At 70.0% G+C, this 13,334-nt stretch carries 13 protein-coding genes; 7 read left to right on the top strand and 6 right to left on the bottom strand.

The genetic code is table 11. The annotated features are described in order from the left end of the window. Positions 1-18 precede the first annotated feature (18 nt). The gene (locus ACX28W_RS25185) at positions 19-1,557 is read right to left on the bottom strand and encodes a DUF4331 domain-containing protein (RefSeq protein WP_459001612.1); all 1,539 of its coding nucleotides are present in this window, start codon (positions 1,555-1,557) and stop codon (positions 19-21) included. A 253-nt stretch (positions 1,558-1,810) separates the two neighbouring features. Between ACX28W_RS25185 and ACX28W_RS25190 the strand changes: the two genes are divergently transcribed. The 4 genes from ACX28W_RS25190 (at position 1,811) to ACX28W_RS25205 (ending at position 5,650) form a co-directional block, all read left to right on the top strand. Then, a complete protein-coding gene (locus tag ACX28W_RS25190; protein WP_459001613.1) occupies positions 1,811-2,353 on the top strand; it encodes a sigma-70 family RNA polymerase sigma factor in 543 nt (180 codons plus the stop codon). Further along, positions 2,350-3,180, top strand: a complete 831-nt coding sequence (locus tag ACX28W_RS25195) for an anti-sigma factor (RefSeq protein WP_459001614.1) — start codon at positions 2,350-2,352, stop codon at positions 3,178-3,180. Before ACX28W_RS25190 ends, ACX28W_RS25195 begins: the two co-directional genes overlap by 4 nt. Positions 3,181-3,295: 115 nt before the next feature. Then, a complete protein-coding gene (locus tag ACX28W_RS25200) occupies positions 3,296-3,565 on the top strand; it encodes a hypothetical protein (protein ID WP_362068873.1) in 270 nt (89 codons plus the stop codon). 315 nt (positions 3,566-3,880) lie between these two features. Further along, positions 3,881-5,650, top strand: a complete 1,770-nt coding sequence (locus ACX28W_RS25205; protein ID WP_459001615.1) for an amidohydrolase — start codon at positions 3,881-3,883, stop codon at positions 5,648-5,650. 4 nt (positions 5,651-5,654) lie between these two features. Here the strand turns inward: ACX28W_RS25205 and ACX28W_RS25210 are convergent, their stop codons facing one another. Both ACX28W_RS25210 and ACX28W_RS25215 read right to left on the bottom strand, forming a co-directional pair. After that, entirely contained in the window at positions 5,655-6,437 is a 783-nt protein-coding gene (locus tag ACX28W_RS25210) for an ABC transporter permease (RefSeq protein WP_459001616.1), read from the bottom strand. Then, entirely contained in the window at positions 6,434-7,390 is a 957-nt protein-coding gene (locus ACX28W_RS25215) for an ATP-binding cassette domain-containing protein (protein WP_459001617.1), read from the bottom strand. Before ACX28W_RS25215 ends, ACX28W_RS25210 begins: the two co-directional genes overlap by 4 nt. A gap of 63 nt (positions 7,391-7,453) precedes the next feature. Here ACX28W_RS25215 and ACX28W_RS25220 point away from each other — a divergent pair, with 63 nt between their 5' ends. Then, on the top strand, positions 7,454-8,167 hold the full coding sequence (locus ACX28W_RS25220; protein ID WP_459001618.1) for a TetR/AcrR family transcriptional regulator: 714 nt from the start codon (positions 7,454-7,456) through the stop codon (positions 8,165-8,167). An 18-nt stretch (positions 8,168-8,185) separates the two neighbouring features. Here ACX28W_RS25220 and ACX28W_RS25225 read toward each other — a convergent pair whose 3' ends face one another. From ACX28W_RS25225 to hmgA, 3 genes are read right to left on the bottom strand one after another with little or no spacing between them, the layout of a single operon-like run. Further along, a complete protein-coding gene (locus ACX28W_RS25225; RefSeq protein ID WP_459001619.1) occupies positions 8,186-9,367 on the bottom strand; it encodes a type ISP restriction/modification enzyme in 1,182 nt (393 codons plus the stop codon). 41 nt (positions 9,368-9,408) lie between these two features. Then, positions 9,409-10,158: a GntR family transcriptional regulator gene (locus tag ACX28W_RS25230; protein ID WP_459001620.1), complete on the bottom strand. Its 750-nt coding sequence runs from the start codon at positions 10,156-10,158 to the stop codon at positions 9,409-9,411. Between the two features lie 27 nt (positions 10,159-10,185). Continuing rightward, a complete protein-coding gene (gene hmgA, locus ACX28W_RS25235; protein ID WP_459001621.1) occupies positions 10,186-11,526 on the bottom strand; it encodes a homogentisate 1,2-dioxygenase in 1,341 nt (446 codons plus the stop codon). Between the two features lie 258 nt (positions 11,527-11,784). Between hmgA and ACX28W_RS25240 the strand changes: the two genes are divergently transcribed. Both ACX28W_RS25240 and ACX28W_RS25245 read left to right on the top strand, forming a co-directional pair. Beyond that, positions 11,785-12,393 (top strand): hypothetical protein, encoded by a 609-nt coding sequence (locus ACX28W_RS25240; protein WP_459001622.1) that lies wholly within the window; start codon positions 11,785-11,787, stop codon positions 12,391-12,393. After that, complete coding sequence (locus ACX28W_RS25245; RefSeq protein ID WP_459001623.1) at positions 12,390-13,007, top strand: TetR family transcriptional regulator; 618 nt, start codon at positions 12,390-12,392, stop codon at positions 13,005-13,007. Before ACX28W_RS25240 ends, ACX28W_RS25245 begins: the two co-directional genes overlap by 4 nt. Positions 13,008-13,334 lie beyond the last annotated feature (327 nt).

Raw genomic sequence — 13,334 nt, forward strand, 5'->3', positions numbered from 1 at the left:
GCCAGTCGGTGAGCCGGGTCAGTAGGCCCGGTGGGAGATGCGCCGGCGCCACCACAGCAGGCCGGTGCCGATCAGCAGGACCCCGGCCGCGCCCGCCGCCGCGGAGCCCGCGATCAGGACGGTGTCGGTGCTGCTGCCGGACGAGCCCGCGGGCGACAGTGCGTCACCCAGCGAGTTGCGGACGTCGGTCCCGCTGGTCGTGCCCTTCGCGAGCGGTCCGCGCGAACCCGAGGTCGGCAGGGCCACGTACGGGAAGGCCTTCTCGAACTTCTTGTCGTTCTTGTCGACCGCGTCGCCCAAGTCGTTCTTGGCACCGAGCAGTTCACCCTCGACGACCTGGAGCGAGGCGTCGATCACGTCGTCGGTGAGCCGACGCCCGTTCGGGAAGCCCGCGTTGTCGCCGTCCAGCACACCGAGCCGCTTGGGGTGCTTGGCGGGCTTGATGGAGGTGTTGAGCCGCAGTTGCTCCGACGGGGTGACGTGGGGCGGCTGGTTGAGGCCCTCGACGCCCTTGAGGAACACGTCGACCAGGTCGTTGCGCGGCTCGGCGGGCGCCGGGATCTTGTAGATCGCCTCGATGAGCTTCGGCAGCTCCGGGTTGGTCACGTTCTTCAGGAACTGGGCGTCCTCCCACGGCGAGGACGCGTTGAACTTGTCCTTGTCCTTCTGCGGGTTGACGACCTCGTTGACCAGCGGCATCCCGAGCCGGGAGACCTGCCTGAAGTAACCGCTCGCGTCCTTGCGCTGCGTGGTGGACCAGATGCCGACGACGGGCTGCTCGGACGACTCCCGGATCATGTCGTTGGGCACCTGGAGGGCTATCGAGTTGACGTTGTAGCCCTTGAGGGTGTCCCGTCCGACCTCGGTCAGGTTGCCGCCGTACAGCAGGTCGAAGACGCGCAGATCCAGGAAGAACGGGTCGTCGGCCTGGCCGGCGAACGTCTTCGAGTCGCCCGCGAGCTTGTAGACGGCCTGCTTGCGCAGCTTGGCGTAGTCCGGCATCGACGCCTTGCCGACGTTCGACGGCGCCACCGGGATGTCGTCCGCGACCTTGGTCTTGGAGACGATGCTCTGCTTGCGCAGCCTCAGCAGATCGATGTCGTAGGTCTGCGTGATGTTGAGATCCGGGTCGTCGAGGCTGTCGACCGGACCCGTGTTGTAGAGGAAGGTGTCGCCGTTCTTGATGTGCGTCTTGAAGGTGTAGCGGTAGATCAGGTCACCCTGCGCGTCACCGTTGTTGTCGATGTGGATGTCGTACTGGGCGTCCTCGGCGAACGTGTAGAAGTTCGGTCCGCCGGCCGGTTCCTCGAAGGGGATCCAGTTCGCCACGATCGTCGTCGAATCCGACTTGTCCGGGCTCACGAACGCGTACACGTCGGTGTTGTCGTACTGGGGAGTGCCCGAGATCAGCGGGGCCTCCCGGTGACTGGAGGCGGAGGCCGCCCCCGGTTCCAGCGCGGTCACGCCGGCGGCTACGAGCCCCCCGGCGGCCAGCGCACCACAGACGAGGGTCGCGGTACTCCTGCGCCCCGCGCCACTCCTGGAGATAGGTGTCATGCCGTCCGTCCTCATGTTCCAGTTGCCTGACGCACGCCATTCGGAGCGGTCGCCGGGGTGGATTGGTCGAATCTCAAACGTTCTTACGGCGGCTGTGACGTCTTGTTTCAGCGACGAACGGGTTTATTCGCGCGTCTTTGACGGTCGACCCGCGTTTTTGGGCTCGCAGATCCGTAACCCCATCCGAAACAGCGCTCGCTACGAACATGTACGTGCAGGGACAGGCCGCGCGCGGCCGGAGAGGGGGGAACGGGTGGAGGCGGACGAACTCCTGGTGCTGGTGGCCGGAGGCGACCAGAAGGCATTCGAGGAGCTGTACGGGCTGGTGTCCGGACCCGTGTTCGGCCTGGTGCGCCGGGTGGTGCGGGACCCGGCCCAGTCGGAGGAGGTTGCCCAGGAGGTGCTGCTCGAGCTCTGGCGCTCCGCCGCGCGGTTCGACCCCGGCCGCGGCAGCGCCCTGTCCTGGATTCTCACCCTCGCGCACCGTCGGGCCGTCGACCGGGTCCGCAGCGCCCGCGCGGCCACCGAGCGCGAGCAGCGCGAGGGCCGGCGCGCCCACCACCCCGCCTTCGACCAGGTCGCCGAGGAGGTCGAGGCCGGACTCGAACGCGAATGGGTACGCCGCTGCCTGGACCGGCTCACCGCCCTTCAACGACAGTCCGTCACCCTCGCCTACTACGACGGCTATACGTACCGTGAAGTCGCCGAACGGCTCTCCCTGCCGCTCGGCACGGTCAAGACGCGCATGCGCGACGGTCTGACGCGGCTGCGCGAATGCCTGGGAGGTGCCGCATGAGCGCCCTTGACCGTCTGCTGCGCCGCGATCTGCACTCGCTCGCCGCGCCCTACGCCCTCGACGCGCTGGAACCCGACGAGCGCCGTCGCTTCGAGCGTCATCTGCGTGGCTGCCCCCGGTGCGCGGCCGAGGTGCGGGCCCTGAGCGAGGACGCGGTGCGGCTCGCCTGGTCCACCGCGGCACCGGCTCCGGCCGCACTGCGGGAGCGGGTCCTGACCGCCGTACGCACGACCCCGCAGGAGGCGTCGCCGGGCGGCGCCGTACGCGCGCGTACGGCAGACGGACACACCCGTACGGCAGACGGACACACCCGTGCGGCGCACGGGCCCGCACGTGCGCGAGCCCCCCGCTTCCGCCCGCTGCTGGCCCCGCTCTCCACCGCCACCGCCGCCGCGGCGCTCGTCGTGGCCTCCCTCTTCGCCGTCCAGGCGACGCAGACCCAGGACAAGTTGGACCAGGAGCGGGCCCAGGCACGTGAGATCGCCCACGTTCTCGCCGCGCCCGACGCCCGGGCGACCAGCGACCGGGACGCACAGGGGCGCGGCATCGGCGTGGTCGCCTCCGCGTCGGAGCGGCGCGCCGTCGTGACACTGAGCGGACTCGGCACCCCGTCCGCAGGCCGCGTGCACCAACTGTGGCTCATGCGCCCCGGCGTACAACCGCGCTCCCTCGGGCTCTTCGAGGCCGACACGCCCTTGGTCGCCGGTGGACTGAGTACGACCGCGACGTCACTCGCTGTGACCGTCGAGCCGCAGGGCGGCTCGGCGCAGCCCACTACCCAGCCAGTTGTCCAACTCACCCTGAAAACGGTCGGATTCGGAGAGTAATCGTCAACACCCTTACGAGGAAGGTGAATCCTTCTCCCGCGATACACGAGTGCCACGAGGGAGCGGTAGGGTTAGCCTGCCCGGGCTGGGTGTACTCGTACGGGTGGGGAGTGACATGGAACAGATAACAGTGCGCAGCAGGGCACGTGTCCCTGCGATCACCTGCGGGAGCAGTGCGACCAGTTCGCGGCTCGACCGCCATCTGGCGGTGCTGGGTGGCCCTGCCATCCCGCAGCGCGAGACGGTCGAGGCGACCTCGCTGATGCGTGAGCTCACGGCGCGTGACAGTGCGCACGAGAGCAGTGGGAGGCGTGCACGTGTGCGACGACTCTCGCTCTTCGCGCCTCTGAAGCGGCTGCGCCGTTCGCTGTTCGGCGGCCACTAGCACGGTCGCGCGGTACCTGACCCGCGCTCAGGTGACCACACCGTCCCGGCGCACATTGCGCTCTCGTCGCCCGTCATCCCCACGGCGCGCAGCGGCGTTCCGGTGTGATCCCCGAGCGCGGGTGCTCCCCCCTTTCCGTGCGCCGCGTCCCCGCCCGGCAGTGTGCGTGCGTCCTCCCTCCCGCCTTCCGCTGTGAACTCCGGCTCCCTGAGCAGTCGTCGAGTCCCGGATGGCTTGCGTAACACCTTCGTCATGCACGGATATTGACGGGGCAATCTTCTGAGGCCAGGGTGGCTGATCGTTTACACGATTCATTTGGCCGATACACCCAACCTCACCCCGGAGGTGCGCGTGTGTGATCTGCACGATCAGCATGAACACGAGTCGACGACCGCGAACGGTCAGGCGCTCAGCCGCCGTCGCATCATGCAGTTGCTCGGCGCGGCCGGTGTCACGACGGCTGTGCTGACCGCCGAGGCGGACCCGGTGATGGCGGCGTCGTCCGATTCCGGTGCGGTCTCGGAGACGTACGACGCTCCTGAGGGCCTCGCCCAGGACAGCCCCGCCAAGACCGCGGCCCTGGACTGGATCTCCTCCCACTCCGACGCGATCACCGGTCTCAACTCCGAGATCTGGGAGAACGCCGAGCTCAGCCTGCGCGAGTGGAAGTCCTCGATCGCCGAGGCCGGCTTCCTCGAAAAGGCCGGGTTCGACGTCGCGTTCGGCACCGCGGGCTTCCCGACCGCGTTCACCGCCACCTTCTCGTACGGCACCGGCGGCCCCGTCCTCGGCTTCAGCGGCGAGTACGACGCCCTGCCCGGCCTCTCGCAGCACAAGGGCGTCGGCCACCATGACCCGCGCGAGTACATCCACGACCCGTTCGCACCCAGTTACGGCCCTGGCCACGGCTGCGGGCACAGCGCGCTCGGCACGGCAGCGGCAGCCGCGGCCGCGGCCGTCGCCCAGGCCGCCAAGAAGCACAAACTCCCGGTCACCGTGAAGTTCTTCGGCTCCACCGCCGAGGAGACCCTGATCGGCAAGACGTACGCGGTCAGCAAGGGGGTGTACGAAGGTCTCGACGCGTTCCTCGACTGGCATCCGTCGACCGCGAACGCGACCGGCTGGGGGACCAGTACCGCGATGACCGCCGTCACCTTCACCTTCCTCGGTGTCGCGGGTCACGGCGGCACCCCGCTCGGCAACAAGAGCGCCCTGGACGCCGCCGTGATGATGGCGACCATGTCGGAGTTCCTGCGCGAGGAGAACCTGGCGCCGTCCGGCCGCCTCCACTGGGTGATCAACAACGGCGGCGACATACCGAACGTGACCCCCGAGATCGCCGAGATCAGTTACTACGTGCGCGAGGGCAGCCCGGCCCGCGTCCAGGTCCTCCTCGACAAGGTGATCGCCGTCTCGGAGGCAGCCGCCAAGGCCTCGCAGACGACGGTGCACCACCGCATCACCTCCGCCTGCTGGAACCAGCTCCCGTCCAAGTCCTTCGCCGAACTGCTGCACGCCAACATGAAGCAGATCGGCCCGCCCCGGTTCACCGACGAGGCCCACCAACTGGCCAAGGACCTCCAGGAGTCCCTCGGTCTGCCCCAGAAGGGCATGCACGCCGAGATCGCCGAACTCACCGCACCCAACCCGGTGTTCCTCGGCGGCGGTTCCACGGACGTCGCCGACATCAGCTGGAACGTGCCGACCGTGTCCATGGGGGCCGCACTCGCCCCCATCGGCACCAAGATGCACACCTGGTCCACAGCGGCCTGCGCGGCCGCGGCTCCCGGCCAGGCCGCGGTCATCGCCGCCGCCCAGTACCTCGCGGCGACCGCCGTCGACCTGCTCACCCAGCCGGAGCGGCTCAAGGCGATCAAGGACGAGTTCGCGGAGCGTACGAAGGACGTCGACTGGAAGACGGCACTCCCCGACGGCTATGAGCCACCGATGTACGAGCCTCCGCAGTGGTTCCTGAAGAAGACCGGCCAGAAGTGGCCGCCGAAGAACATCACCTGGCCGCCGAAGCGGGTGGTGTCCCAGGAGAAGTTCTCCTCGCTGGGACCTGAACTGGCCGCACAGAAGTAGCCGTTCAGCGCTCGCCGTGCGCGTACCCGCGTACGGCGAGCGGCAGGAAGACGGCGATCAGCACGGCGCACCACGCCAGCGATCCGGCGACGGGATGGGCCACCGGCCAGGCGGAGCCGTCCGGTACGGGCGCGTTCCCGAACAGATCCCGCAGAGCCGTGGTCACCGCGCTGAGCGGATTCCACTCGGCGACCGTGCGCAGCCAGCCCGGCAGATTGTCCGTGGGGATATACGCGTTGGACAGCAGCGGCAGCATGAAGGTCGCGCTGCCCAGCTGGCCGGCCGCCTCCTCGCTCCGGGAGAGCAGCCCGAGGAAGATCCCGACCCAGGTGGCCGCGAACCGGAACAGCAGCAACAGGCCGACGGCGCCCACCGCTTCCAGTGCGGTCCCCTCGATCCGCCAGCCCACCGCGAGCCCGACCAGCAGGAAGGGAACCGTCCCGACGGCCGTGACGACCAGATCGGCGACCGCCTGCCCGAGAGGTACGGCCGTCCGGCTCATCGGCAGGGTGCGGAAGCGGTCCATCACGCCCCGGTGCGAGTCCTGGGCCGCCTGGAACATCCCGGTCATGATCCCGTTGGTGGCCGTAGCCACCAGCAGCCCGGGAACGAGGAACGACCGGTACTCCTCGCCGGGCATCGCGAGGGCGCTGCTGAAGACATAGCCGAAGAAGAGCAGCATGGTGATCGGCGCGGTCTGGGTGAGGACCACGAGCCCCGGATTGTTCCGCACTCTCCGCAGCTGACGGCCGAGCATCGCGGTGCCGTCGTATGTCAACGTACTCATGTCACCAGCTCCTTGTGGTCGGGGTGGCCTTCGGTGAGCCGGAGGAAGACGTCGTCGAGCGTCGGTGGACGCAGGCTCACGTCGAGCAACGGCACTCCGGCGGCGTCGAGTTCACGCACGAGGCGGGGGAGCGTCAGCGTCGGGTCGGTGGTGACCGCGCCCACCGCGTGCCGGTTTTCGTCGAACGCGGGTTCGTTCCCGGTCAGTTGATCGAGGACGACGGCCGCCTGGGCCATCGCGTCGGCGTGGGCGACGACCGCCTCCGCGTACGATCCGATGAGCGCCTTGAGTTCGGCGGGTGATCCGGTGTGGGCGACCCGGCCCCGGTCCACCAGGGCGATGTCGTCGGCGAGTTGGTCGGCCTCCTCCAGGTACTGGGTGGTCAGCAGCACGGTCGTGCCCTCGCTCTTCAGCGCGCGCACGGCCGCCCAGATCTGGTTGCGGCTCGCGGGGTCGAGCCCGGTGGTCGGCTCGTCCAGGAAGAGCACGTCGGGGCGGCGGATCAGACTCGCCGCAAGGTCGAGCCGGCGCCGCATGCCGCCCGAGTAGGTGGACGTCGGCCGGTCGGCGGCCTCGGCCAGCCCGAAGCGGTCGAGGAGCTCGGCGGCCCGCGCCGCCGTGTCCCGGACGCGGTGCAGTCTGGCGAACAGCCGCAGGTTCTGGCGCCCGGTGAGGTCGCCGTCGACGGAGGCGTACTGCCCGGCGACCCCGATGTTCCGGCGGACGGCCGCGGCCTCCCGTACGAGATCGTGCCCGGCGACACGCGCGGACCCCGCGTCGGGTCGCAGCAGCGTGGTGAGCAGCCGCACGGCCGTGGTCTTGCCCGCGCCGTTCGGTCCGAGCACCCCGCAGACCGTGCCCTTTGCCACGGCCAGGTCGAGGCCGCGCAGTGCGTGGACATCCCCGAAGCGTTTCTCCAGACCCTCACTAAGTACAGCGTACGTAGTAGTCATGGGGCGACCATAGCGCACTACGTACGATGTACGTAACTAGGATGGTCGAGAGGTGATCGACCAATGGCAGGGCGCAACGCCGTACCCGAAGTGATCTGGACCCGTCCCGAGCGCGCGGGCCGTGGTCCGCGGCCGGCCTACAGCCGCGCGGACATCGCGGCCGTCGCCGTGCGGATCGCGGACGCGGAGGGGCTCGACGGGGTCTCGATGCGGCATGTGGCCGCCGAACTGGGCTGCGGCACGATGTCGCTCTACAACTACGTGCCGCGCAAGGAGGATCTGTACGAGTTGATGTTCGACGCCGTCAGCGGCGAGCACGACATCCAGGAACCCTCGGGCGACTGGCGCGCGGACATGCTCCGGGTCGCCCATCAGACACGGGCCCTGATGCACCGCCATCCCTGGCTGCCGCGCCTGATGTCCCCGGTCTACGGCTTCAGCCCCCACGCCCTGCGCTATCTGGAGCACTGCCTGACCTGTCTCGACCCGCTCGACGTGCCGTACGGCACGAAGTTCGAGCTGATCGCGATGCTCAACGGGGTCGTGACGACGTACGTCGGCAATGAGCTGGACACCACCGAGCGGACTCGCTCCCTGCCGTGGTCGGAGGAGCAGGAGAACGCGATCCGGATCGCCTACCTGGGCAGTCAGGTGGCCACGGGCGCGTATCCACGGATGGCCGCGGCCTTCACGGAGGACGCCGGGCCGATCGACCTGGAGGCGGTGTTCGAGCGGGCTCTCGGGCGCGTGCTGGACGCGTTCGAACCGAAGAGGTAGGCAGATCGGCGCGAGGGGTCAGATCAGTGCGAACTGCCCTTCGGGCCCCTCTTCGTGATGGTCGAGGACGGAGGCGGGCCGGCGCGCGAAGTCCAGCACGGGAAGCACGCCCGCCTCGCGCAGCTCCGCCGCGGTGATCGGCTTCTCCACGGTCAACTCGGCCTGCCGGGATCGGAGTTCCGCCAGTAGCACCAACACCGTGACGAGCTCGAGGAGTTCGGACGTCCAGGTCTGCGGCCAGCCGGCGGGCCGGATCGCCTCCAGGGTGCCCGCCTCACCCGGTGCGGTCCGCGCCGCGAACCACTGGTCCAGTACGCGCTCCCCGCCCACCTCGAAGTCCCAGGCCTGGGGCGGCACGGGGGAGATGCGGCCCTCGCCGAGAAGGAGAGCCTCCTTTTCGCGGTCGTAGTGCAGGTCGAGCGGCCTCGGGGGGAGCGGCGCACGAACGTACGGGCGACGGCCGCCGGGAAGCTTCGGGCGCTCGCCGTCGCGCCGCGTCAGCCGCAGCATCGCGCGGCCCACCTCGACGCCGCCTTCCCAGACGTCCGGGTCGGCGGTGAGCGGCACCGCGCACCCGTCCCGGTCCGCCCGCGCGACCGCGACCGCCCAGGCCAGTGCGTCGACAGGGTCCGGGGAGTGCCCGAGACGGGTGCCGAGATGGTCCAACAGGCCGGGCGCCAGATTCGGCTCGGCTCCGCCGGGGCGCCGGAAGAGGGGCCGGACGCGGCCGCCGCGACCCACGCCCAGCGGCAGTACGGACGTGATCAGCACCACCGGCCCCGACGCCTGTGGAGGTACGGTCTGCTCGACCACGAACACCTGCCGCTCGTCGGCCACCCGCCACAGCTCGGGACGCGCCGCGTCGATGAGCCGATGGTCCGGAATCAGCCACTGCTCGTCGAACGGGCCGTGCAGCACGCGCACCGGCTCCGGACAAGGACCCGACTCGCGCGCCAGGCGCCCCGTCCCGGTGGACTGCCCCGGCAACTGCGCGACCGCCGAGTCCAGGGTCCGTGAGCGGGTCGGGCCGAACAGCGCCTCACGAGCCGGCCCTTCGGCCTTCACCAGGGCGTCCCATCGCGCCTTCAAAGACGCGGCATCGGGAGCCGTCGGCCACCCCCGGCCCAGCTTCGGCGGTGCGACCGACCACGGCATGAGGTCCGCGAGCAGCGGAGCGTCGTCGTGCGTCACGCTGGGCATCGTACGACGTGGGCGGTGCGCGCCGGCTTCGTACGACATCGTCAGTGGGCGTCGACGGTGACCGTGAAGGAGAAGCGGTCGCCGCGATAGTGGATACGGGCCACGTCCAGGGCGCGGCCGTCCTCGCCCCGCACGATGCCCGTGTAGTGCAGGATCGGGCTGAGCAGCGGGACTTGGAGCAGCCGCGCCGTCTCCGGGTCCGCGAGCCGGGCCTCCACGGTGTCGGTGATCCGGCTGATGCGGGCGCCCACCACATCCCGCAGCACCTTCGTCATGGGCCGGCGCACCAGGTCTTCCGGGTCGATCAGCGCCGCCAGTTCGGGACGGACGTAATTGCGCGCGTGGTTCGTCGGCTCGCCGGTCTCCTCGTCGCTGCGCAGCCGGTGGTACGTCGCCACCTCGGCCAGATCCGGGAAGTACTCGGCGAGTTCCGCCGGCACCGGCACCGTGCCGTGGTCCAGCAGCTCGGTCGTCATACCCGACTGCTGCGCGACGATCGTGTCCACCGAACCGAGCAGCCGCACCGGCGCCCCCCGCCGAGCGCTCGGCTCGATGAACGTGCCACGCCTGCGATGCCGGGTGATCAGCCCCTCGTCCTCGAGCTCCTTGAGCGCCTGCCGCATGGTGAGCACACTCACCCCGTAATGCCCGGCCAACTGCTCCTCGGTCGGCAGCCGCAGCGGGTCCTGGGGCGAGCGTCCGAGTATCGAGGCGCGCAGGGACTGCGACACCTGATACCAGAGCGGCAGTTTGCGGTTCAGGACGATCGAGTCCGGGGCGAAGGAGGTCACGAAGGTATCCGTACCGGTCACCGCAGCTCAGCGCAACGGGCGGAAGTGCCGCTGCAGGCCCTGCCACACGTCGTCGTACCCGCGCTGCAGATGCTCCGCCCGCGCCGCCTGCGCGGTGGCCGTCACCGGCCACCGTGTCTCGAACATGAAGGCCAGCCCGTCGTCGATCCGCTGCGGCCGCAGCTCGGCGGCGCTGGCCCGGTCGAAGGTCTCGCGGTCCGGGCCGTGCGCCGACATCATGTTGTGCAGTGAGCCGCCCCCGGGCACAAAACCCTCGGCCTTCGCGTCGTACGCCCCCTCGATGAGCCCCATGTACTCGCTCATCACATTCCGGTGGAAGTACGGCGGCCGGAAGGTGTCCTCGCCCACCAGCCAGCGCGGCGCGAAGACCACGAAGTCCACGTCGGCGAGGCCCGGGGTGTCGCTCGGCGAGGTCAGCACCGTGAAGATCGACGGGTCCGGGTGGTCGTAGCTGATGCTGCCGATCACATTGAAACGGCGCAGGTCATAGACGTACGGAAGATGGTTGCCGTGCCAGGCGACGACATCCAGCGGCGAGTGGTCGTACGTCGCCGTCCAGAGGTTGCCGCAGAACTTGTTGACCACCTCGACCGGGCCCTCGACATCCTCGTACGCGGCGACGGGGGCGAGGAAGTCCCGGGCGTTGGCGAGTCCGTTGGCGCCGATCGGGCCGAGGTCGGGCAGCCGGAAGGGCGCCCCGTAGTTCTCGCACACATAGCCGCGGGCAGTCGGGCTCTGCCCGCCGTCGGACGCAGCGCCGAGCAGCTCCACACGGAAGCGCACCCCACGTGGGATCAGCGCCACATGTCCCGGCTCCGCGTGCAGCAGCCCGAACTCCGTGCGCAGCAGCAGCCCGCCGCGCTCCGGCACGATCAGCAGCTCGCCGTCGGCGTCGCTGAAGACACGGTCCATCGAGGAGTCGGCGTGATACAGGTGCACCGCCATGCCGGAGCGCCGCGTCGCGTCACCGTTGCCGCCCAGGGTCCACAGGCCCTCGAGGAAGTCCGTCCCGGCCGGCGGCTCCGGCAGCGGATTCCAGCGCAGCCGGTTCGGGTCGGGCACGGTCTCCGCGAAGGGGGCCGTGCGCAGCGCGCCGTTGTCCGCGCGCGCGAACGCGGGGTGCGCGGCCGACGGACGGATCCGGTACAGCCAGGAGCGGCGGTTGTGGGCCCTCGGCTCGGTGAACGCCGTACCGCTCAGCTGCTCCGCGTACAGCCCGAGCGGTGCGCGCTGCGGTGCGTTGCGGCCGTGCGGCAGCGCCCCAGGGACCGCCTCCGAGCTGAGTTCGTTGCCGAATCCGGAGAGGTAGGCCGGCGCCTCGGCCGTCTTCCTCGCGTCCCCGCCCATGATCGCTCCCTCGCGCTCTGATTCCTATGCTTCACCGTAGGATTCGGCATTTCCGGACGCAAGAGGTGGGGTCGACCGCAAGAGGTGGGATCGGCCGCAAGAGGTGGGATCGGCACACTGCTCGGGATCGGCCATGACCGACGGGCGGGCGAGGGCCGCGGTCTCCGCGCGGAGTACACCCCAGGGTTGGCTGTACGGCCCAGGAACCCGACTTCAGGGGGATCCGCGTTGTCGGAGCGCTGTTCTACTCTCCCCGACATGTCGTGGAAGCGTGGACTGCTCGCCGCGCTCGCGGTCGGCGCCCTGCTCGGCGGATCGGCGGGCTGTGGCACCGGCGAGGCGCACGAGCGGACGGACGAAACGCCGGCCTCGCCCGTGGGCAAACTGCTGGACGAGACCGACGAGAGGGGACGGCACTACCGTGAGGTCGACGAGAAAGGCGCACCGGAGGTCGCGATCGAGGTGCAGCCGGACTCCGACGCAGGCTGGGACGTGCGGCTGACCGTCCGCAACTTCCTCTTCTCACCCTCCGGCACCAAGTCGGCGGCCGTGGCCGGACGCGGCCTCGCCCTGCTCTCCCTCGACGGCCGGACCATCGCCACGCTCCGCACCACCCAGCACCACCTCCCCGCAGACCTGGTCCCGCGCGGCACCCACCAGGTCACCGCGCGCCTGTACGCCGACGACCGCACGGCATGGGCCGTCCACGGCGAGCCCGTGGAGAGCACGGCGGACATCACGGCGTCCGCGGCCGAACCCACACCGACACCCCTCGCGCAGAAGGCGACGCCGACGATGAGTGGGAGCGGCACCGCGTCCCGTGCTGATACGGGCGGTTCACCGGACCCAGGCGGAAAGGCATCATGAAGCCTGTGCCCCAAGCGACCTCGATGCGCCGAGCGCCCGTTCAGCGGCGCAGTGCCGAACGACTGACCAGGATCCTCGACGCCTGCGCCGACCTCCTCGACGAGGTCGGCTACGACGCCCTGAGCACGCGGGCCGTGGCCCAGCGCGCGGGCGTCCCCATCGGCTCCGTCTACCGCTTCTTCGGCAACAAACGCGCGATGGCCGACGCACTCGCCCAGCGCAACCTCGAGCGCTACGCCGAGCGCGTCACCGGGCGCCTCGAAGACACGCAGGGCGGAGGCTGGCGCACGGCGATGGACGCCGTGCTCGACGAGTACATCGCCATGACGCGCACCGCTCCCGGCTTCTCCCTCGTCGACTTCGGCAACCAGATCCCGGTCGGCTCCCGCTACGCCGAGCCCAACACCCGCGTGGCCGACCGCCTCACCGAGCTGCTCTCCGGCTACCTCGAGCGCACCCCCGACGAGGACCTGCGCCGTGTCTTCCTGGTCGCCGTGGAGACCGCCGACACCCTGGTCCACCTGGCCTTCCGGGTGGCACCGCAGGGGGACGAGCGGATCATCGAGGAGACGCGCGAGATGCTACGGGCCTACCTGGCGAGGGTCCTCGACTAGGACCTGTCCGGTCGATCACGGTGGAGGAAAGCAGCGGTGCCTGTCCGATGCCGGTGAGCGGGGTGTGGTGCGTGCAGCTGCAAGGCGGAGGAGGGCGGCGACGCGATGGGGGTCCCCCCTGTTCGAGCGAAGCCGAGAACTTGGGGGAGTCGGCAACCGACGACAACGCGGCAGATGTGCGCCCGCCGCGGAGCGGCTGGTGTCACTGCCACCCCGCGTCTCCGCCGTGATCGACCGGACAGGTCCTAGGTGTATTGATCACGAGCGTTGTTGACACTGGTCGGGTCTTGAACGTGGCGAAGACCTCCGGTGGGGTGGGAGCTGTCT

It is taken from the genome of Streptomyces sp. SD15 (assembly GCF_054462255.1).

What these genes read in the sequence shown, in the direction of transcription:
- ACX28W_RS25185 (WP_459001612.1), bottom strand. Translation starts at nt 1,557, where the DNA reads ATGACACCTATCTCCAGGAGTGGCGCGGGGCGCAGGAGTACCGCGACC.
- ACX28W_RS25215 (WP_459001617.1), bottom strand. Translation starts at nt 7,390, where the DNA reads ATGACTACTACGTACGCTGTACTTAGTGAGGGTCTGGAGAAACGCTTC.
- ACX28W_RS25240 (WP_459001622.1), top strand. Translation starts at nt 11,785, where the DNA reads ATGTCGTGGAAGCGTGGACTGCTCGCCGCGCTCGCGGTCGGCGCCCTG.
- hmgA (WP_459001621.1), bottom strand. Translation starts at nt 11,526, where the DNA reads ATGGGCGGGGACGCGAGGAAGACGGCCGAGGCGCCGGCCTACCTCTCC.
- ACX28W_RS25225 (WP_459001619.1), bottom strand. Translation starts at nt 9,367, where the DNA reads ATGCCCAGCGTGACGCACGACGACGCTCCGCTGCTCGCGGACCTCATG.
- ACX28W_RS25245 (WP_459001623.1), top strand. Translation starts at nt 12,390, where the DNA reads ATGAAGCCTGTGCCCCAAGCGACCTCGATGCGCCGAGCGCCCGTTCAG.
- ACX28W_RS25195 (WP_459001614.1), top strand. Translation starts at nt 2,350, where the DNA reads ATGAGCGCCCTTGACCGTCTGCTGCGCCGCGATCTGCACTCGCTCGCC.
- ACX28W_RS25210 (WP_459001616.1), bottom strand. Translation starts at nt 6,437, where the DNA reads ATGAGTACGTTGACATACGACGGCACCGCGATGCTCGGCCGTCAGCTG.
- ACX28W_RS25220 (WP_459001618.1), top strand. Translation starts at nt 7,454, where the DNA reads ATGGCAGGGCGCAACGCCGTACCCGAAGTGATCTGGACCCGTCCCGAG.
- ACX28W_RS25200 (WP_362068873.1), top strand. Translation starts at nt 3,296, where the DNA reads ATGGAACAGATAACAGTGCGCAGCAGGGCACGTGTCCCTGCGATCACC.